The sequence below is a fragment of the Thermogemmata fonticola genome (assembly GCF_013694095.1).
Classification (GTDB): Bacteria; Planctomycetota; Planctomycetia; order Gemmatales; family Gemmataceae; genus Thermogemmata; species Thermogemmata fonticola.
Genome location: NZ_JACEFB010000014.1, coordinates 14,098 through 32,882, shown reverse-complemented (window position 1 = coordinate 32,882; position 18,785 = coordinate 14,098). Strand labels below are relative to the sequence as shown.

At 60.0% G+C, this 18,785-nt stretch carries 12 protein-coding genes; 8 read left to right on the top strand and 4 right to left on the bottom strand.

Annotated elements, in window-relative coordinates; genetic code table 11:
• Positions 1-173: 173 nt before the first annotated feature.
• The 3 genes from H0921_RS14770 to H0921_RS14760 form a co-directional block, all read right to left on the bottom strand.
• Positions 174-1,646, bottom strand: a complete 1,473-nt coding sequence (locus H0921_RS14770; RefSeq protein ID WP_194539285.1) for a Gfo/Idh/MocA family protein — start codon at positions 1,644-1,646, stop codon at positions 174-176.
• A 367-nt stretch (positions 1,647-2,013) separates the two neighbouring features.
• A complete protein-coding gene (locus H0921_RS14765; protein WP_194539284.1) occupies positions 2,014-2,790 on the bottom strand; it encodes a hypothetical protein in 777 nt (258 codons plus the stop codon).
• A gap of 217 nt (positions 2,791-3,007) precedes the next feature.
• Entirely contained in the window at positions 3,008-3,385 is a 378-nt protein-coding gene (locus tag H0921_RS14760; RefSeq protein WP_194539283.1) for a gamma-glutamylcyclotransferase family protein, read from the bottom strand.
• 375 nt (positions 3,386-3,760) lie between these two features.
• On the opposite strand from H0921_RS14760, the gene H0921_RS14755 reads away from it, so the two are divergent.
• From H0921_RS14755 to H0921_RS14725, 7 genes are all read left to right on the top strand, one after another.
• Positions 3,761-4,810: an NAD-dependent epimerase/dehydratase family protein gene (locus H0921_RS14755; protein ID WP_194539282.1), complete on the top strand. Its 1,050-nt coding sequence runs from the start codon at positions 3,761-3,763 to the stop codon at positions 4,808-4,810.
• 254 nt (positions 4,811-5,064) lie between these two features.
• Positions 5,065-8,202, top strand: coding sequence for an AAA family ATPase (locus H0921_RS14750; RefSeq protein WP_194539281.1), 3,138 nt, complete (start codon positions 5,065-5,067; stop codon positions 8,200-8,202).
• A gap of 242 nt (positions 8,203-8,444) precedes the next feature.
• Entirely contained in the window at positions 8,445-9,398 is a 954-nt protein-coding gene (locus tag H0921_RS14745; protein ID WP_194539354.1) for a DUF1559 domain-containing protein, read from the top strand.
• 3 nt (positions 9,399-9,401) lie between these two features.
• Complete coding sequence (locus tag H0921_RS14740; protein WP_228499825.1) at positions 9,402-10,178, top strand: HAD family hydrolase; 777 nt, start codon at positions 9,402-9,404, stop codon at positions 10,176-10,178.
• Positions 10,179-10,318: 140 nt separating this feature from the next.
• On the top strand, positions 10,319-11,260 hold the full coding sequence (locus H0921_RS14735; RefSeq protein WP_194539280.1) for a thiamine-phosphate kinase: 942 nt from the start codon (positions 10,319-10,321) through the stop codon (positions 11,258-11,260).
• A 117-nt stretch (positions 11,261-11,377) separates the two neighbouring features.
• The gene (locus H0921_RS14730; protein WP_194539279.1) at positions 11,378-12,763 is read left to right on the top strand and encodes a DUF1501 domain-containing protein; all 1,386 of its coding nucleotides are present in this window, start codon (positions 11,378-11,380) and stop codon (positions 12,761-12,763) included.
• A 267-nt stretch (positions 12,764-13,030) separates the two neighbouring features.
• Positions 13,031-13,579 (top strand): SAVED domain-containing protein, encoded by a 549-nt coding sequence (locus tag H0921_RS14725; RefSeq protein WP_194539278.1) that lies wholly within the window; start codon positions 13,031-13,033, stop codon positions 13,577-13,579.
• A 122-nt stretch (positions 13,580-13,701) separates the two neighbouring features.
• On the opposite strand, the gene ppk1 is transcribed toward H0921_RS14725, so the two are convergent.
• Complete coding sequence (ppk1, locus tag H0921_RS14720; protein ID WP_194539277.1) at positions 13,702-16,074, bottom strand: polyphosphate kinase 1; 2,373 nt, start codon at positions 16,072-16,074, stop codon at positions 13,702-13,704.
• Positions 16,075-16,813: 739 nt separating this feature from the next.
• Here ppk1 and H0921_RS14715 point away from each other — a divergent pair.
• A complete protein-coding gene (locus H0921_RS14715) occupies positions 16,814-18,637 on the top strand; it encodes an FG-GAP-like repeat-containing protein (RefSeq protein ID WP_194539276.1) in 1,824 nt (607 codons plus the stop codon).
• Positions 18,638-18,785 lie beyond the last annotated feature (148 nt).

Sequence of the window (18,785 nt, the reverse complement as noted above, 5' to 3'; positions counted from 1 at the left end):
GAGAATACATCACGGCGGGAAGCCCTGGAGGCCCTGGCATATCTGGCCGGTTCCGGAGCCTAGCCTCCAGGAAAGAGGAATCGCGGACATCGTGATGTCCATGAGGATGCGAGGGGTGAAAGCCCTCCCCCCGCAAGCTGCCACGGATTACGCCAGCACGTTCATCTCCTGGTTCATCCCACGTCCTTCAACTCGAATCCCTTGCGGTATTCGCGGAAGAGCATGGCATTGGCGGCGTCGTTGCCCACGATACGCTCGGTTTTCGGGTCGATGGTCAGGAGGGGGCCAAAGCGGCCGACAGTCTTCTCGACATCCACCTTGTTGTCCTTGAGATGTTGCAGCATAGCGGCGGCGAATTCCTGAACGATTTTGTGTTCGCTGACTGAGCGAGGGCTGCCGATGGGAGCCTCTTGACCCAGGCGGTAGCTGATATTGGCCAGGTGGCACAAGGCCGCGGAGAGATGCCCTTCGGCGATGTCGGCGTGCAAATCCTGAGCTTTGCGGCTGCGCACGGCCTGGACGAAGTTGTCGAAGTGGTATTGATCGTTGCCGCCGCTGAACTTGGTGACCACCTTGCCAGCCTTGTCATAGGCCACGCCGCCCGAATAGTTGGGGCAAACCACATAACCGTCCGTACCGACCCAGATGTTACCGACTTTCGCCCCCTTGTAGTCCGCCGTGGGTAGGCCGCGGACTTCAAAGATGAGCAATTGCGGTTCATAATCGAAGACGCAGAGTTGCGTGTTGGCCGTTTCGCCATCGTCGATATAGCCGAAGCGCCCGCCGAGACTGAAGACGCTGCGCGGCAGCGTGTTTTTGTTCAGACCCCAACGAGCCTTGTCCATCTCATGGACGCCCTGGTTCCCCAAGTCGCCGTTGCCGTAATCCCAAATCCAGTGCCAGTCGTAGTGGACGGTGCCATTTTTGGTCCGGCGTCGGGGAAGCTTGTAAGGGGCAGGACCGCACCAGAGGTCGTAATCCATCGTCGCGGGCGGTTTCTGCTCTCCTTCCCGTCGCCCGACATCACCGATGCTCGGCCGCAGTTTATAGCACAGGCCAATTGCCAGTTCGACCTTGCCGATCTTGCCGCTTTGCACATATTCGATGGCTTGGCGCATGCCGGGATTGCTCCGGCTTTGCGTGCCGACTTGACAGATACGGCCGGTGCGGCGCGCCACGGCGGTCATGATGGCTCCCTCGCGGACATTGTGGGAAGCCGGCTTTTCCACATACACATCCTTGCCGTGTTCCATCGCCCACACCGCCATCAGAGCATGCCAGTGGTTCGGCGTGGCAATGGCCACAATGTCCACTTCCTTATCTTCCACGACGCGGCGGATGTCCTTCTCGAAGCGGGGCGGTTTCCCCTGGGCCTTCTCCACCGTCCGCATCGCATTGCTGATGACCCCTTCATCGCAATCGCAGATGACTGTCACCGTGGTTTCGGGATTCTTCAGGAAACCGTTGACGTGGCTCATGCCCCGTCCGCGCACCCCGACCACCGCCACACGCAAGCGATCCGCCCGGCTTGCTGCGCGACTCGCGGCGGCTGCCTGCTGGTGGACCGGCTCCGCGCCTAACACAGCCGCAGCACTTGCCAGCAAGGCCGACCGTTGCAAAAACTCCCGGCGTTGCAGCAGTTCCATACCTTCTCCTCCTCACTTGAACCTCTGCATGTGGAAACGACGCACTACCATTCCCAAACTGTTGCCCCTACTTTACCCCAGCCCACCGCTCCCTGCAACGATCTTTTGACTTCCTGCCGGAAGAAGATAAGGAAGGAGCCGAGGGAAACTTGCGAGGGGGCCGTAAATATCGATACGGGGGTGCCGCGGGCGTCGAAATGGAAACCACATCTATCCTAGCGCAGTGGCAGCCAAACAGCAACCGGGCCACGGCGGAGGGCAACCGCGACCCGGCGCTGAAGGCCAGAATGGGATTTATGACTTGACGGCGAGAAGCAGGGCGGCTCGCAAGCGGCAGGTTCGGAGCAATTGGCTGCTATCTTACCGCTCAATCCGTGGTCTGCTGCTGTCCCCGCAGGGGTGCCATGATGTCGTCCACGGACTTGTCGGCAGCCGGTACCGGCGAACTCTCGAGTGCAGCGGGAAGCAAGCGGAGTTTTTCCCGCTCCACCTGAATCTGCGCTTGCAGTTCACGGATGCCTTCCTTGATGCGGGCCAGGCGCGTGTCGTCCGTCTGATACTTGCTCTCCATTTGCTGGAGTTTCAGCACTTGCAGCTCCGCCTCCAGAGCGTCGATGGTCGCAGTCAATTCGGCTTTCTGCCCTTTCATGACCTCCAGTTGTTTGGCCAGAGTATCCCGGATGCGCAGGCGAGTGGCCAAGGCCTGTTCCATCGATTCGAGAGTCTTCTGCTGCAAGGCGTAGCGCCGCACGCCTTCCTCCAGCATGGCCTTGGCTTCGGCCACGGTCAGCTTGCGGTTATCGAAGATAACGAACTCTTGGGCTTTCTTGATCGCCTCCGCCCGGGCTTCCAATAGCTCCTTGGCCCGTCCCTGGCTAGCTCGCAGCTCCTTGACCCGGCTTTCCAGTTGGCTGGTCTGCACGTTCTCCTTGGCGAGTTGATTCACCACCTCCAGGATGTCCTTGTCCAGCTTGCGGACCTCATGACGCAGGCGAGCGATTTCCCGCTCCGGCGGAATGGCAGCTTCGGCCCGCTCCCGCAGCGACTGCGCCTCCGACATCAAAAACGACCCCAAACGCGTACCCTGCAATGCCGCCACGGCCAGAAAACTGACAACACCCACAATCAACAGCTTCTTCAACATGGTTAAACCCTCCCATGAAGATGGGGACGATCATCAAGGTTCGGAACGGTTCCCACCTCCTTTGTTCCCGTGCACAAGGTAGAAGCCCAACACTCCGCACAGGAGGTCCATGAGATTGGACCATTCCACTTACGTGGTTTACCCCGGTCTGAGGTTCTAGTGGGGTATTCGTGCCAGCGCGATCGATATTTTACCACGGCGGGATTTTTTTGGGCGGTTACACCGATTTTGCGGATTTGCCTTGGGGCATTTTGTTCCCCGCGGCCCAATCTGCCTGCTGGGGGGAGAGGAAATAGGCCTCCACCTCTTGCGGCCAGGAATCGGCCAGACAAACGCTTTGCCGCACGTAGAGGCGGGGCACTTCTTCGAAGGCATCCAGAGCAGCCAAGCACTCCTCCGTTACTTCCCAGACTTCTCCCGCAATCGTCTGGGCTTCCTGTTCGCTTTTCGCCACCACCAGGGCGGGGTATCCTGCGTGCTGTACCAAGCGGTAGCACTTCCGGGTCACTGCTTCACCCTGGAATCGTTGTCCGGCCAGCCAGTGATGGTTTTCCTGACCGCGGCGCAAACTGCCATAAACAAAAAGCCATTTCATGTCCGGCCTTCCCTCTTTGTAGCAAAGATCATTTCACACCCAGCCTTCTTAACAGCTTCCCTCTGGTTTCCCTCTCCCCGACGGGGCGATAGCAGGCATGGGACAGTCGGAGGAGTCTCTGCCCGCCGGTTATGTCGGCCTCGGCGTTGTGTCCGGAGATGCCCGGAACATTCCAGACTGCCACAACGGCGTACCCCGGAAATCCTCCTTTTCCTAGCATAAGCATGAGGGATCGCCTGGCGGCAATTCTACTTCCCAGGGCTATGGTCTAGGAACCGCCCGGAGAGGGCCGCTCCCGGTAAATCCGCGAAGGATGCGGGCTGCCTTGGACGGATAGATACGACTTATGGCCAGCAGCAGAAGGATAAAAACGTTATGACGGCAGCCATAGACGAAAGGGGCGCTGCACGGCGGCGTTACACGGCGTTAGTCACCGGAGCAACGGGATTTGTCGGTTCCCACGTGGTGGAAGGCTTATGCCAGCGGGGCGACAATGTCCGCGCCTTGGTACGTCCCGGCACGGAGACCCGCTTTCTAGAGCAATGGGGCGCCACGGTGGTGCGGGGCGACCTGACGGACCCAGCCTCTCTCCCTGCTGCCCTGGAGGGGGTCGATTTAGTTGTGCACTGTGCCGCCAAGGTCGGCGATTGGGGGCCGCATGAGGAGTATCGCCGGGTCAATGTCGAGGGGTTGCGAGCACTGTGTGATGCAGCTTTAGGTCGACCTTTGCACCGCTTCATCCATCTGAGCACCTTGGGGGTTTACGAGGCACGGCATCACTACGGCACCGATGAAAGCGAACCTTTGCCCGAACGCCACATCGACGGTTACACCCAGTCCAAGGTCGAAGCGGAACGCCTCATCTTGCAATACCACCGCAAGCAGCAGTTACCGGTCGTCATTCTCCGTCCCGGATTTATCTACGGCCCACGGGATCGGACCTTGCTTCCCCGGCTGGCGGCACGCCTGAAGGAACGCAGCGTCTTATACATCGCCGGAGGCCGATATGCTCTCAACACCACCTATGTCGGCAATCTGCTCCATGCCATTCTGCTAGCCATCGAGGCGCCGAACGAGAAGGTGGTGGGGGAAATTTTCAACATCACTGATGGCGAACATGTCAGCAAGCGAACCTTTTTCGAGACCGTAGCCGATGGTTTGGGATTGCCCCGCCCGCGTGCCTTCCCCCCGATCCCCATCTGGCTGGCTCGCCTGTTGGCCCATTGGCGTGAAAGCAAGTTTCGGCGGGAAAATCGCCCTCACCCCCCACGCCTCACTCAAGCCCAGCTCAAATTCGCCGGCCTCAATCTCGACTTCTCCATCGCCAAGGCCCGCCAGCGCCTCGGCTACGAACCCCCTACCCCCTTCCATCAAGCCATGCAAACCACCTTGCAGTGGTACAAAAATAACTTCCCCGTCGCCTGACTAGCCCGAATCCTCTGCCAGGTCCTCCCTCGATCCTGCCCCCTTTCTGTCTCGCCGGCCCCATCCCCACCCACGATCGCCGCCTGAGACGCCCTCCGACGGCCAGCCTCTCATCGACTGCCCTCCATCTATAACCACCCAATCGAATGTCCTCTCTCTACAGCCGCTCCCTGGTAACACCACAACTGGCATAGGCAGCGGAACCTGCCGAGTGTACAAGGAAATAGAGCCATTCGGCGGTTGGAGAGGTAGGTATGATCCCGGTCCGCATCCGACTCAAAGGCTTCCTTTCCTACAAGGAAGAACAGACTATCACTTTTGAAGGAGCGTCGTTATGGGTCCTGGCGGGTCCTAACGGCAGCGGCAAATCCACGATCTTCGATGCAATCACCTATGCCTTGTTCAACGCCCACCGCGGCGGACAGCAAAATGCCGAGGAACTGATCCATAAACAGGCCCAGGCGCTGGAGGTGGACTTCCAATTCCGCATCCGCAACAGGCACTACCGCGTCTACCGCACCCTCAAAAAACTCCGTAGCAAAGGAGGCAAAACACGGGCGAGTGGCACACGGCAGGCTTACGAACGGCACTCCGACACCTGGGTCCCCATCCCGAATACCGACAAGGAGGAAGGGTTCAAAAACTGGATCAAACATCTGCTCGGTTTCGACTATGAAACTTTCACCTCCTCTGTGCTTCTGCTTCAGGGTCAAGCCGAGAAATTGCTGCAATACAAACCCAAGGAACGATTTGAGGTCCTCAAACACGTCGTCGATCTGGAGCGCTACGATCGCCTCTACCAGTGTGCTGAAGAGAAATACAGAAATGCCCGTACTCAATGGGAGGCAGTCCGCCAGCAGTACGATAGCATCCCCACGGTCACAGACGAGCAGTTACAGCAGGCCGAACAAGCCCTCCAGCAAGCGGAACATGAACTCCAAGCCTGTAGGGAACGCTCGGAAGAGTTGCACCGCTGGCGCGGCGAAAGCATCCGCTGGGTGGAAGTCCGCCAGCAACTTCAGGAATGCCAGCAGCGCCTGGCTCAGACGCAAGCCCTCTGCCGTCAAGCCCCCACCATCGAGCGGGACTACCATCGCTGGTGCGAACTGCGCCAGCACCTCCCTGGGGTTGAGACCATCATCACCACGCGGCAGAACATCCAGGAATCCCTGAACCGCCTCAGCCGTATCCGCCAGGAACTCGCCACCCTTCAGACCGAACTCGCCCGCCTCCAGGAAGAGCAGCGCCGCCGCCAGGAGGAGTACACTGCCCACAAGCAGCAACTCGAACAGGACCGGACCCAGCGCGAGGCCATCCAGCGCCGCCTTCTGGAACTGGCCCCTCTGGTGGCCCTTCTGGACCAATGGAAGCAGGTGGAAGAAACAATCCAAAGGTTGGAAGAAGCAATACACCCCTACCCGGCGGACCTAGAAGAGCAATCCCGCAAACTGGACGCTGAAGTCGATCGGCTCAGCCGTCGAAAGGAGGACTACTCCCATCTGGAGCACCTGCACCGGCAGCAGAGCCGGTTGCATCAGGCCGTCGCTCAACTGCGCGAGGCGCAGACTCAGGAGCAAAAGCTGTTCGCCCAAGGGCAACAGGCCCGGCAACACCTCCAGTCCCTGGAACAGCAACGGGACCAGACCCAGCGAGCTTACGAGGCAGTCCAGCAGCGCTTGATTCAAGCCCAAACGTTGGAGCAACAGGCTCGCCGGCAGTTGGAGGAGTTTCACAGCCTGCGGGGAGCGCCCACGTGCAGTCTCTGCGGCCAACCGCTAACGGCGGAACATTACGCAGCCGAGGAACACCGCCGCCAGAATGCCCTCGCCGCTTCCCAAGCGGACCTTCACACCGCCCAGATCGAAGCCCGGAAAATCCGGCAGCAAAATGAGGAGGTAAAACAAGCCTACGAGCAAGCCCGCCAGCACTTGGAGCACCTCCGCGAGCAGTTTTCACAAGCCAAACAGCGTGCTCAGCAACTGGCGGAACAGATTCAAACCCTCCAGGCCGAGTGCACCGATGCTTGGCGGCGGCTGAGTCCGGAATGCCAGGCCAATTTCGGCTCCCAGCCTCCGGTGGATTGGACTGCCATCACCTATCCTTCCCGTGAGGACCTGACACAGTTGAGCGACGAAATCAAACGCCTTCCTGTTCTCAAAAGCCGAGCCGACGACCTACGCAAACAGCGCGACCGCCTCCTTGTGCTTCAGGCCCAATGGAAGCAGACCCTCCAGCAGCGGGACGATCTCCAGCGGAAACTTCCTCCCCACGTCGATCCCGCTTCCATCCGGCAACAACAGCAACAACTCCAAACCCAGGACGCCGTCCTTCAGCAAGAGATCGAAACGCGGCAAAAGACGATCCGGGCGCTGGAAAACGAGATGCAACGCCGGGAGAACGCAATCCGCGAACGGGAAAATACTCGAACCCGCCTGCAGAGCGAATGCAAAGCGGAAGAAGAGAAACAGAAACACTTCCAGCAGCAAATCGAGCGGGAGGAACGCCGCCTCCCCCCTGCCTGGCAGCAGGCGGTCAACAACGCGGGATTGCGTCAATGGCATGCATGGAAACAAGAACAAGCGGAACTGGAACAGCGCTCGGTCGAGACGTTGTACCAGCAGTTGCAACAAGCCCAGCAACAGCAGCAGGAACTACAACAGCAGCTCCAGATACTGCAAGAGCGGGAACGGGCATTTCCACCAGAAGTCCGCCGCGATCCTGCCGAATGGGACAAACAGATTGAGCAGGTCAAAAAGCAGGACAACCTCTTGCATCAACGTTGGATGGCCGCAAGCGTCGAGTTCGAGACGCTCCGTCGGCACCAGAAGGAACGGGCCGACCTGGAAGAACGCCTCCGGGAAGTAGAATTGGAGCAGAGTCGGTGGAAGAAACTAGGCCAGCTCCTGGGTCGCGAGGGGTTGCAATTGTACCTGCTGCGTAAGGCTGAGGAACAGATTGTTAGTTACGCCAATTGTATACTCGACCGCCTCAGCGACGGCACGCTCTACCTGCAACGAACGCAAACGGAGGATGGGAGCGGTCCGGACCGGGCCTTGGACTTGGAGTGCATCAATCGGCGCAGCGGGGGCGAAGCAATTCCTATCGCCTATCTCAGTGGCAGCCAGAAGTTCCGCGTAGCCGTCGCCTTGGCTCTGGGCATCGGCCAGTATGTCAGCCACCGCCACCAGCCGATAGAGTGCGTCATCATCGATGAAGGCTTCGGTTGCCTGGATCGTGAAGGCCGGCAGGTCATGGTCCAGGAATTACGCAAGCTCGGCCAGTATCTCAAATGCATCTTGCTCGTCAGCCATCAGGAAGAGTTCGCGGACGCCTTCCCCAACGGCTATCGCTTCCGCCTCATCGATGGCACAACCCGTGTGGAAGCGGTCTAGGTGCTGAACCTGCCGCCGGAACCACCTCCTTACTTCAACCCCAGCCAGGCCCAGTCTTATGACGGCATATTGAACAGGGCCCGACATTCTCACAAGCGCTTCGGATTGGGCTAATCGATGATTCTCAGATTACAGCTGATTTTCACTAGCATGGGGCTGCAAGCGGATTTATCATGACTCGTAACTCTCTTTTGTCTCTCAATTGTACCGAGTCTCTCCCACGAGCTGCTGGAGACGCTGCTATGATTCGTCGGTTCTGTCGTTATGGATTCACCCTGATCGAGTTGTTAGTCGTCATCGCAATCATCGCCATTCTGGTAGGGCTATTGCTCCCGGCGGTGCAGAAAGTGCGCGCGGCAGCAGCCCGCGTGGCCTGCCTGAACAATCTCAAGCAGATCGGGATCGCCTTGCATCATTTCCATGATGCCAACGGTGTATTTCCGGCCTCCGGGTGGACGATGCCAGGGCCGGGCAATCCAGAGGGAAAATACGTCGGCTGGCGGGTTTTGACATTGGCTTACATCGAGCAGGAAAACGCCCGTCAACTTTACGATTTCCGTCTCAACTGGTGGGAAGGCAGCAATCTGGACGTAGCCAGTATCACTCTCAGGACGTATCTCTGTCCCGCCACCGCCGATCGCACCGAAGTGACCAGTGCCATCGCCAAGCCGCCCCGCCCGGCTCTGTCCTTCCCCCGCCCGCTGGGACCCACGGATTACGAAGCCATCATGGGAGTGCAGCCATCTTCCATCAATCCGCATCTGGGCAGCGCAGTGTACAACTCGGCCAATCGTTTCGCCGTTTTGTTCCGCAATTCGCGCGTGCGCCTGATGGATATCACCGATGGTACGTCCAACACCGTGATGGTAGGAGAAGCAGCGGGACGCCCCTTGGTGCATCGCCGGGGCCGGGCCTATCCCCATCTCGCTAACGATCAGGGAATTGGCTGGGTCGATAGTGAAGGTCCCTTCAGCCTCGATGGCAGTTCGGCCGATGGACAGCAAGAGGGGTGCGGTCTCCCGTGTTTCCTAGGCATCAACGGCAAAAACGACAACGAACCGTACAGCTTCCATAGCGGTGGCGCCCATTTTCTCTTCGCTGATGGACATGTCGCCTTTCTGCGGGAAACCCTGCCGTTGACGACCCTTGCTGCCCTCTGCACGCGCGCCGCGGGAGAAGTGGTTCAGTATGAGTGACGTATGGCTGTCCAAACCTCTCCTGCTCCAACTGGCCAAACAGCTACTCTGCTGGTCCTCCCCGCGGAGACAATCCCGCGGCGGCTAGCGAACGACAAAGTCTGCCTGTTACCACGAGAAAGGAATTCCTATGCTAACGGCATGACGATGAAATCCTCGCAGGAATGGGCCCCACCGCCTGGTACGGCGGCGCTGATCTTCGATTGCGATGGCACCTTGGCGGACACCATGCCCGCGCATTATTGCGCCTGGCTGAGCATGCTCCGGCCCTATGGCATTCCATTCCCGGAAGACCGGTTTTACGCCATGGGAGGCATGCCCACGGCCCAGATCATCCGGGTGCTCGCCCAGGACGCTGGTGTATCCCTCAGTGAGGTCGAAGTGGAACGGATGGTGCATTGCAAGGAGGAAACCTTCCTGCGTCATCTCCAGGAGGTGCGCCGGATCGAGCCGGTGGTTCGAATCGCCGCCCGCTATCGCGGCCAATTGCCCCTCGCTGTCGCTTCCGGCGGTTACCGCCACACGATTACCCGGACCCTGGTTCATCTCGACTTACTGGATTGGTTTGACGTGCTGGTAACAGCGGAGGACACGCCCCGGCACAAGCCAGAACCGGATGTCTTTCTGGAAGCCGCCCGCCGCCTGGGTGTGCCCCCTGCCACCTGTGTCGTCTTTGAAGACACCGACATCGGCCTCCAAGCAGCTTCCCACGCCCAGATGGTAGCGGTGGATGTTCGCCCTTGGCGGGAGGCCTGGTGGATGTCGCTGCGTCGGCAGTGAATCGCCATGACGCTAAACCAGTCCACCCCGGTCCACCTAGTAAGCCGTTCGATAGTTGATGCCGGAAGGGGCGAAGCAGCGATTCACCTCCGGCTGGAGGGAATCAGTTACCTGCCCCGAGGCAATCCAGGTCGTTCGTCATGAATGGGGAATTCGAATACATCGCCTGGTTATGTGAACGCACGCGGCCCGATCCCCGGATGTTGCTCGGTCCCGGCGATGACGCCGCCGTACTCCGCCCGCCCCAACGGGCTTTGCTGGCGACTACCGACATGCTCATGGACGGCGTCGATTTCCATCTGGCCGAAGTCGGAGGGGTACGGGCAGGCCGCAAGGCCCTCGCTGCTAATCTTAGCGATCTCGCCGCTATGGCTGCCCATCCGTATGCGGCTTTGGTCAGTCTGGCTCTACCGCAGCATCCGCCCATCCCTGGCCTAAGCACCCGCCAATTGGCGGAAGAAATCGACACGGGCATCCGCACTCTGGCTGAGGCTTTCGATCTCCCGATTGTAGGGGGGGACACGAATAGCTGGGCGGCTCCTTTGGCTATCAACATCACGCTGCTCGGCGAGGCCGATGAGCGGGGTTATGTCACCCGTGGCGGGGCGCAAGCGGGGGACTGGATTTTCGTCACCGGCCCTTTGGGCGGCAGTATCCTGGGCAAGCACCTGGATTTTGTCCCGCGCGTCCGGGAAGCCCTGGCCTTGCTGGCGGCAGCGCCTCTGCATGCTATGTGCGACATCAGCGACGGCCTGGCCGCAGACCTGTTCCACATCCTCGAGCAAAGCCGGTGCAGCGCCGTGCTCCGCGCCCAGGACATTCCCATCGCCCCCGCCGCTGTCACACTGAGCCAGCAGACCGGCCGTTCCCCCTTGGAACACGCCCTCCAGGATGGTGAAGACTTCGAGCTGATCTTCACCCTCGCCCCGGATCAAGCTCAACGCCTACTGGACCATCCCCCCATTCCCCACCTGACCCCTATCGGCGTTTGCCTACCGGACCTGCCCCCCACTCTTTGGCTGGAACTGCCCGATGGCCGCCGGCAACCCCTTCCACCCCGCGGTTGGAGTCATCCGATGTAATGTTCAGACCTTGGATTTTTCCCCTTTCACCTTCGCCAAGCGGTTGCTAATATAGGGATGCCTGCCCATACGACTATCCCACCTATTGACCCACCTGGCTGATCAAGGGTTCCCGCCATGCTGACGATCCATTCCGGCCCTCCGCAGACAAATTGTGCAGGAATGACCCGTCGGGCTGCTCTGCGCGCCGGTGTTCTGAGCCTGACCGGTTTGACGTTGAGCGATTACTTCCGCCTCCAGGCTGCCCAACCCACAACCGGTAGCGGGGAAAAGTCGGTCATTCTCATCTGGCTCGACGGCGGCCCCAGCCACATGGAAACGTTCGACCCCAAGCCAGAAGCTCCGGAAGAATACCGCGGGCCATTCGGCGTCTGCCGAACTGCAATTCCGGGAGTATGCGTCAGCGAGTTGATGCCGGGAGTGGCTCAGCGGATCCGCAAGGTGGCTTTGCTGCGTTCACTGCATCACGATAACGGGGACCATTTCGCCGCGGCCCACTGGATGACCACAGGCCGCCTCGGTTCTAACAGCGTCAATCTGCCGCAGAAATACCCCTCGATCGGTTCCTACGTAGCCCGGATTCAAGGCCCCCGTAAAGCGGGCCTACCCCCGTATGTCGGGCTTCCCTCGGCTGAAACGGTTTACCTGTTCCCCGGCTACATGGGTCCAGCCTATCTCGGCGGAGCCTATGGCCCCTTCGATGTGGATCGGGAGAACAAGTACCTGGGGGCCACGGACACGCGCCCGATCCGCGCCCCGCAATGGTTACGGCATCTGTCCGGTTCTGGGGAGGCTGCGGCCCAGGTTCAGGAGCGCCAGCACCTGCTCCACGCTTTCGACACATTGCGGCGAGACGTCGATCAGTCCGGCGTGATGCAGTCGATGGATCAGTTCCAGCAGCAAGCCCTGGATCTGATGCTCGGCAGTCAGGCCCGCATCGCCTTCGACATCGAACGAGAGCCGGCGAAACTGGCGGAGCGTTACGGCGCCAACGCCTGGGGTCGATACACCCTTATGGCCCGACGGTTGGTAGAAGCGGGCGTCCGCTTCGTCACCGTCGATATGCCCCACTGGGATGACCACAGCTCCCTCCACCGCGGGCACGGCACCAAAGTCCCTGTGGTCGATCGGGCTGTCAGCGCGCTGCTCGATGATTTAGAGGTCCGCGGCCTGCTCGATCAGGTGCTGGTCATTGTCATGGGAGAGTTTGGCCGCACTCCGCGGATCAATAAAGGCCTGCCCAATGACCCGGTGCCCGGACGAGACCACTGGGGCAATGCTATCTCCGTGCTGCTGGCGGGCGGCGGCATCCCCGGCGGTGTCGTCGTCGGTGCTACCAATGCTCGCGGCGAACATCCCGTCCAGCAAGCGGTCACGCCTCAAAACCTCCACGCCACCATTTACCACCACCTCGGTATCGACCCCAACCTCACCTTCAAGGACCACACGGGCCGTCCCATTCCCATCCTGGACGACCCCACTCCGATCCGCGAGTTGATGTAGCCGTTCCTATCCGCAAGTGGATGGAACCCTTCCCCCGCGCCACCAAACTACCCTGGTGGTGCGAATAACTTCCTTTTCTCCAATGGCCTGAGCGCGGACTCCGCTCCGCAGGTTGCGGATTCCGCTCCGTAGGCTGCAGTTCGATTCCGCACACTCCTCGTCAGTTTTTCCCTCTCCTGCTCGTATATAGGGGCAGAGGCCACCCTCTGGGATATATTTGTTTGGGGACAAAGCTCACCCCTGGTGGCAACATCGGGAGTCGGAGCAATGGATGGAGTACTCGATTTTTTCTCGCGGAATCTTGTTGCGATCTCCACGGCTGCCCTAAGCGGCATCGCGAGCTTCATCGCCACTAAGTTCGCAGATGCGGTGTATCAACGCTGGTACAAACGGCGCCTGGTACGGCGGATGCTCCTGCATGAAAAGAAGCATGGCAAGCGCCAGGCGGTGTTGATCCTCAGTATCGGCAGCGACATCAAGGAAACTGTCCTCCAGGACCTGCGAGCACGGGGCTGGCTTGAAGCCAAGGAACCTGAAGAAACCGACATCCCTGTTTTCACCATCCACCAACCGGAGGCACTAACAAGTGAGACAGGCCAATGGCATGCGTATCTGGACAAAGTCAAGACTCAAGTGAACGAGCTGCGGGAGGCCGGGATCAACCGCCTGCATCTGTACGCCCGCCTGCCCGTAGCCCTAGCTGTCATGGTCGGAACCACCCTGAGCAATGCCCCGTTCATGACCCACGTGTATCACCACCAAAATGGCCGGTATGAAGCAGTGGGACTGATAGCGTTTGAAACCACCCGGCTATAAGAGAGCGGCAAGCTGCTTGTCCAAGTGATCGGAATCCAGGAGCGGAGGCTGCACGGAGCAGCTCGAAGGAGGGGACGCCAAAGCGGAAGGAGCCGGCGCGGGGTAGGTACAGGCCAAGCAGATCAACTGCTGCGCCGGGATTTGTCCCGCCCGCGGCGGCGAGCCACACGCGGGGCGGTATTGCGGCTCATCTCCGTCTGGGGCCGGTTTCCCGCCTCGCTGTACATTTCCAGGAAGCGGAACTGGGAACGGACCGCTGCTTGCCCCGGCGCAGGACTGAGGCGGCGATAGCTCCCATCCGGCATCAGTTGCCGGGCTTTGACATTGTCAGCCAAAGTGATGTTCAATATCTCGATGACACGCTGCTTGATGTCCGCCTGTTCGATCGGGAAAACCACTTCCACGCGGCGGATGAGGTTACGATCCATCAGGTCGGCACTGCCGATGTACACCTCGGGATGCCCGGCATTTTCAAAGTAGAAGATGCGGCTGTGCTCCAGGAAGCGATCAACGACGGAAATGACCCGGATAGTCTCGCTGACTCCCGGAATACCAGGCCGCAAGGAACAAATCCCCCGGCAGGCGATGTCGATCGGCACACCGGCTTGGCTGGCCCGATACAGGGCTTTGACCACGGTCGGTTCGAGAATCCCGTTGACTTTGAGCAGAATCCGCGCCGGCTTGCCGCTGGTGTGATGCTGCACTTCACGCTCGATCCGTTCGAGAACGAACTGCTGAAGCCGGGCCGGGGCAACGATCAGCTTCCGCCACTGCGGCAAGGCTGCATAGCCGGTCAGATAGTTGAACAGAGCCGAGACATCCTCAGCAAAATCCGGATTGCAGGTGAATAGACCCAGGTCGGTGTAAATGCGGGCTGTGTGGGGATTGTAATTGCCTGTGGACAGATGCACATAACGGCGGATGACGTTGTCCTCATCCCGGCGGACCACTAGAGCGACTTTGCAGTGGGTTTTCAACCCCACGAAGCCGAAGACGACATGGACGCCTGCCTTTTCCAGCTCTCGCGCCCAAAGGATGTTGCGTTCCTCATCGAGGCGGGCTTTGAGTTCGATGACTGCAGTGACTTGCTTGCCGCGATCCGCAGCCCGTTGCAAAGCCCGGACGATCGGGGAATCGCTGGAGGTGCGATAGAGGGTCTGCTTGATGGCCAAAACCCGCTCGTCGGTGGCCGCAGCCTCGATGAAATCGACCACGGGGGCAAACGACTCGTAGGGGTGGAAGAGCAGAATATCCCGGGCGCGGATGGCAGCCCACGGAGTCGCAGCTTGGGTAAAAGCGGGCACGGGGGCCGGCACAAAGGGCGGGTCCCTCAGATCCGCAAAACCTGGAACATTGTACACCTGGAATAAGCCTGTCAAATCGAGCAAGCCGGGAATGAGATAGACATCGGCCAGGGGCAGCTTCAAGCCGTCGGCCAGGAATTGCACCAACTCCGGCGGAGCGTCCGCTTCGATCTCCAAGCGCACCGGATGGCCGCGCCGCCGTGCCTTGACATGCGCTTCGATCTCCTCGAGCAGATCATCCACCTCATCATCCAATTCATATTCGCTGTCGCGCGTAACGCGGAAAGCCACCGCCCGGATCAATTCCATACCGGGGAACAAATCGCTCAGATGCAGGCGGATGATCTCCTCCAGCGGAACAAACGCGAAGGTAGGAGATGGAGTCAGGCCATATCCGGGAGCTGCGGCGGAAGAGGGCAGTTCGCCATTCTGCTCCGCCTTGCGGGCCACCGCTTCCAGGGAAATCACACGGGAATCCTTGCCGCCCTCGCCTCCTCCCAAACTCGCGGGCAATTCCACGAAGCGGGACAACACACTCGGCACTTGGACCAGAGCATAAAGCGTCTCAGCCTCGCCGGGCCGGCGTAAGGCCACCGCCAGATTGAGCGAGCGGTTCAAGAGGTGGGGGAAAGGGTGGGCTGGGTCGGTCGCCAGGGGGGTGAGAATCGGAAAAATTTCGCGCCGGAACAGGTCCCGCACATAGCGCTGTTCCTCCTCGGTCAGTTCGTGGGCCAAGCGGATGACAATGCCGCGCTCGCGCAAGACCGGCAGCACCTCTTCTTGGAGGCAGCGGTACTGCTCGGCCACCAGTTCGCGGACCCGCTGGCGGATCTGTTCCAGTTGCACTGCCGGCGGCATCTGATCCGCGCCGCTGCCCGTGGGAATCCGCGACTGGACCTTCTGCTGCGTATTCCCCACGCGGACCATGAAGAACTCGTCCAGGTTCGAGCTGAAAATCGCAAGGAATTTCAGCCGTTCGAGCATCGGCACGCTCGGATCGCGGGCTTCCTCCAACACCCGCCGGTTGAACTCCAGCCAGCTTAAGTCCCGGTTGATGTACAGACTGGGGTCATCCAGCGAAACAGCCCCTGAAGGTAAAACGGACAGGCCCGCCGGAGCACCGCTAGAAGCTCCCGAAGGCACTCCTGCCGCGGGCGGTGGAATCAGTGATTGTGAACTGGATGCTTGCATCTCGGCCCCTCCTTCGGTTGCTGGGCCGCCTTCCCATTCCGTGCGTCGTTTTGGACCGCCGGTTCCCCTCTAGCATGTTTGTACCAGGAGGCAGTGGTTCCGTGGGTGCGCCATTTCCCCGTGGGCTATTGTCCTTCCTCTGAACCCCAGTTGACTACAACCCTGGGACAATGGCGATTCCTCCTTCACCGCCTCTTTTCCAATATATCCCCTCTTCCCCCTGTTGATAAAGCACAACTGTCGCGAACATGCCGGTATCTTGCCTGGCAGAAGATCAAATTCCTTCTGGAATCTGTCTGACAGGAGACGGCGCCAGTCAAGCCAACTGTGCCCCTCTCCAACTCACCCTGTGCAGGAAGATGTTCGCGCCGGCCCCACGTTCTCCTTGTATCGCGCTTCTCTATTTGTCCGGCATTACCCCCAACGGATACCCGTCGGAGTTCTTAGCGCGGGATGAGGCAATTGTCCAGGAAAGGGCCATCGTAACGATCGCACAGAATGGACGAGTTATAGCGATCGTAACAGCAGTCGACAAACTGAGAGGATTTGGAATCTCCGGTCACCCGCTCTCTCCGTGTCATCCGCATACTAGATCATTTCCTGAAGGCAGGCATATTCGACAGGAAAGAATCGATTCTGAAAACTGACAGATTCGGCGTAATCAGCATGGACGCTACGGCAACAGTTACCCCAGCCTTCACGGTTCAAGCTGGGTCTCCATCGCAAAGAGAGAGCACCTATGGAGCGTCCGAAAAACGGCGGGTCATACGGGTCAGCGGCAGTCTTGGGCTTGGAAGTGCTGGAGGAACGGGAGGTCCCGTCGATTACCATTCGGATTGATTATTCGCTGGATTCACCAGCTAATGGCGGCACGGGCTTTTTCACCACTCATCCCGCAGCGCGGCAGGTGATGGAACAAGCCGCCTATGAGATGGGGCAGCGGATTGACGCACGCTTGGCAGCGATTTCTCCCTCCGGAAGCAACACTTGGACAGCGACGGTCTATCATCCCGGTACCGGCAGTCTCTACTCCCTTCCCAATCTGCGTGTACCGGCGGATACGATCATTGTGTATGTGGGCGGCCGGTCCATTCCCGGAGCGGAGGCGGGGTTCGGAGGTTATGGGGGCTATAGCTGGTCCGGTTCAGCGAGTTGGGGCCAGCTTTTGGCGACGCGGCAGTGGAGCGGTTTTTCCCTGTGGGGGGGAAGCATTGCTTTCGATTCCAGCCGCAACTGGTATTTTGGCCTGGATCCGTCGGGATTGCGGGCGGACCAACTGGATTTCTACTCCGCCGCGGTGCATGAATTGGGCCACGTGCTGGGCATCGGCACAGCGCGGCAATGGTGGTCGCAAGTTCAAGGGAATCAATTTGTGGGACGGCAAGCGCAAAGCATTTATGGCGGTCCGGTGCCGCTGTCTTCGGAGCGCGCCCATTGGGCGGATGGTGTGCGCGTCAGCGGTCAAGCCGCGGCGATGAGTCCGTATCTCTACTATGGGCGCCGGGTCGGCTGGTCGGCGCTGGACCAGGCGGCCTTATATGATCTGGGTTGGGCAGCACCGGCACCGGCAGGACTGGCCGTGCGCTTCCCCGTGACTCGCCCGCCGGTGCTGGTCAGTTCCGCAGGCAATCCGACCGTGCAGGTTTACGGCTTCGATGCCACAGGGAATGTGTCTTTCAGCGGGTTGAGTTTCACACCGTTTGGTGCGAATTATCGCGGAGTGATCCGGGCCACGAGTGCTGATGTCAACGGCGATGGCTGGGTGGATTATCTCTTTGCCACCGGGCCGGGTGTGGCGGCACGAGTGCGGATCGTAGATGGCGTCACAGGGGCCGACCTGCTTCCGGTCACCCCCGTGCTGGGAGGATTCGGCGGCGGCGTCTTTCTCGCGGCGGGAGACATCGACGGAGATGGCCGGGCGGAAGTCGCCATCAGTGCCGATGCCGGCGGCAGTCCTGTCGTGACGGTGGCGCGGGTGGCCCAGGCACAGTTGGCATACCTCAGTTACATCCAGGTGCTTCACCCTCTGGCGCGATCGGGGGTGCGGGTGGCCATGGGGGACGTGAATGGAGACGGACGGGCCGACCTGATTGCTAGTGCGGGGCCGGGGTGGTCGCCGGTGGTGCGGATTTACGACGGAGCTGCACTGGCGGACGGCCAAGTCCGCTTGCAGCGCTCGGCATTTTTCGCCTTCGACCCCACTTGGCGCAACGGCGTCAATGTCACGGCCGGCGATCTGGATGGCGATGGACGGGCCGAATTGATGACCAGTCTGGATGCTGGCGGTTTGTCCCTGGTTCGTGTCTGGAATGGAGTTGCCTCCAGCGAGGCACTGTCATTGCGCTTGCAGTTTTTTGCCAACGGGGTAACGGACCGCAGTGGCATTCGGCTGTTGGCCCGCGATGTGGACGGTTCCGGCCGCACCAGTCTCATCACGGCTCCCGCGAGCGGCTCCCTCGCCTGGCTGCGTGTCCTGCGACTCAACGCTACCAGTGTCCTGCCACTTCCCCCGATCTTCCCCCCCAGCTCGATCTCGGCCCTTCAGGGGATCTTCGTCGGCTGATGTGCGCCGGCCCTTTTTCCAGCGACTCATGCTGTATTCGCCTTCCTCTTAGCCCTCATGCCGGAAGGCTTGCAATAGGAGGAACTGGCATTTGGCTATGGCTCCGCATTCCATTCGGGAAAGTCTCAGCATAGATTCGGAATCCGAC

Excerpts from the sequence above, each read along its gene's own strand:
- H0921_RS14760 (WP_194539283.1), bottom strand. The coding sequence starts at position 3,385 with ATGAAATGGCTTTTTGTTTATGGCAGTTTGCGCCGCGGTCAGGAAAAC.
- ppk1 (WP_194539277.1), bottom strand. The coding sequence starts at position 16,074 with ATGCAAGCATCCAGTTCACAATCACTGATTCCACCGCCCGCGGCAGGA.
- H0921_RS14770 (WP_194539285.1), bottom strand. The coding sequence starts at position 1,646 with ATGGAACTGCTGCAACGCCGGGAGTTTTTGCAACGGTCGGCCTTGCTG.
- H0921_RS14735 (WP_194539280.1), top strand. The coding sequence starts at position 10,319 with ATGAATGGGGAATTCGAATACATCGCCTGGTTATGTGAACGCACGCGG.
- H0921_RS14745 (WP_194539354.1), top strand. The coding sequence starts at position 8,445 with ATGATTCGTCGGTTCTGTCGTTATGGATTCACCCTGATCGAGTTGTTA.
- H0921_RS14740 (WP_228499825.1), top strand. The coding sequence starts at position 9,402 with ATGGCTGTCCAAACCTCTCCTGCTCCAACTGGCCAAACAGCTACTCTG.
- H0921_RS14755 (WP_194539282.1), top strand. The coding sequence starts at position 3,761 with ATGACGGCAGCCATAGACGAAAGGGGCGCTGCACGGCGGCGTTACACG.
- H0921_RS14750 (WP_194539281.1), top strand. The coding sequence starts at position 5,065 with ATGATCCCGGTCCGCATCCGACTCAAAGGCTTCCTTTCCTACAAGGAA.
- H0921_RS14765 (WP_194539284.1), bottom strand. The coding sequence starts at position 2,790 with ATGTTGAAGAAGCTGTTGATTGTGGGTGTTGTCAGTTTTCTGGCCGTG.
- H0921_RS14725 (WP_194539278.1), top strand. The coding sequence starts at position 13,031 with ATGGATGGAGTACTCGATTTTTTCTCGCGGAATCTTGTTGCGATCTCC.
- H0921_RS14715 (WP_194539276.1), top strand. The coding sequence starts at position 16,814 with ATGGAGCGTCCGAAAAACGGCGGGTCATACGGGTCAGCGGCAGTCTTG.
- H0921_RS14730 (WP_194539279.1), top strand. The coding sequence starts at position 11,378 with ATGCTGACGATCCATTCCGGCCCTCCGCAGACAAATTGTGCAGGAATG.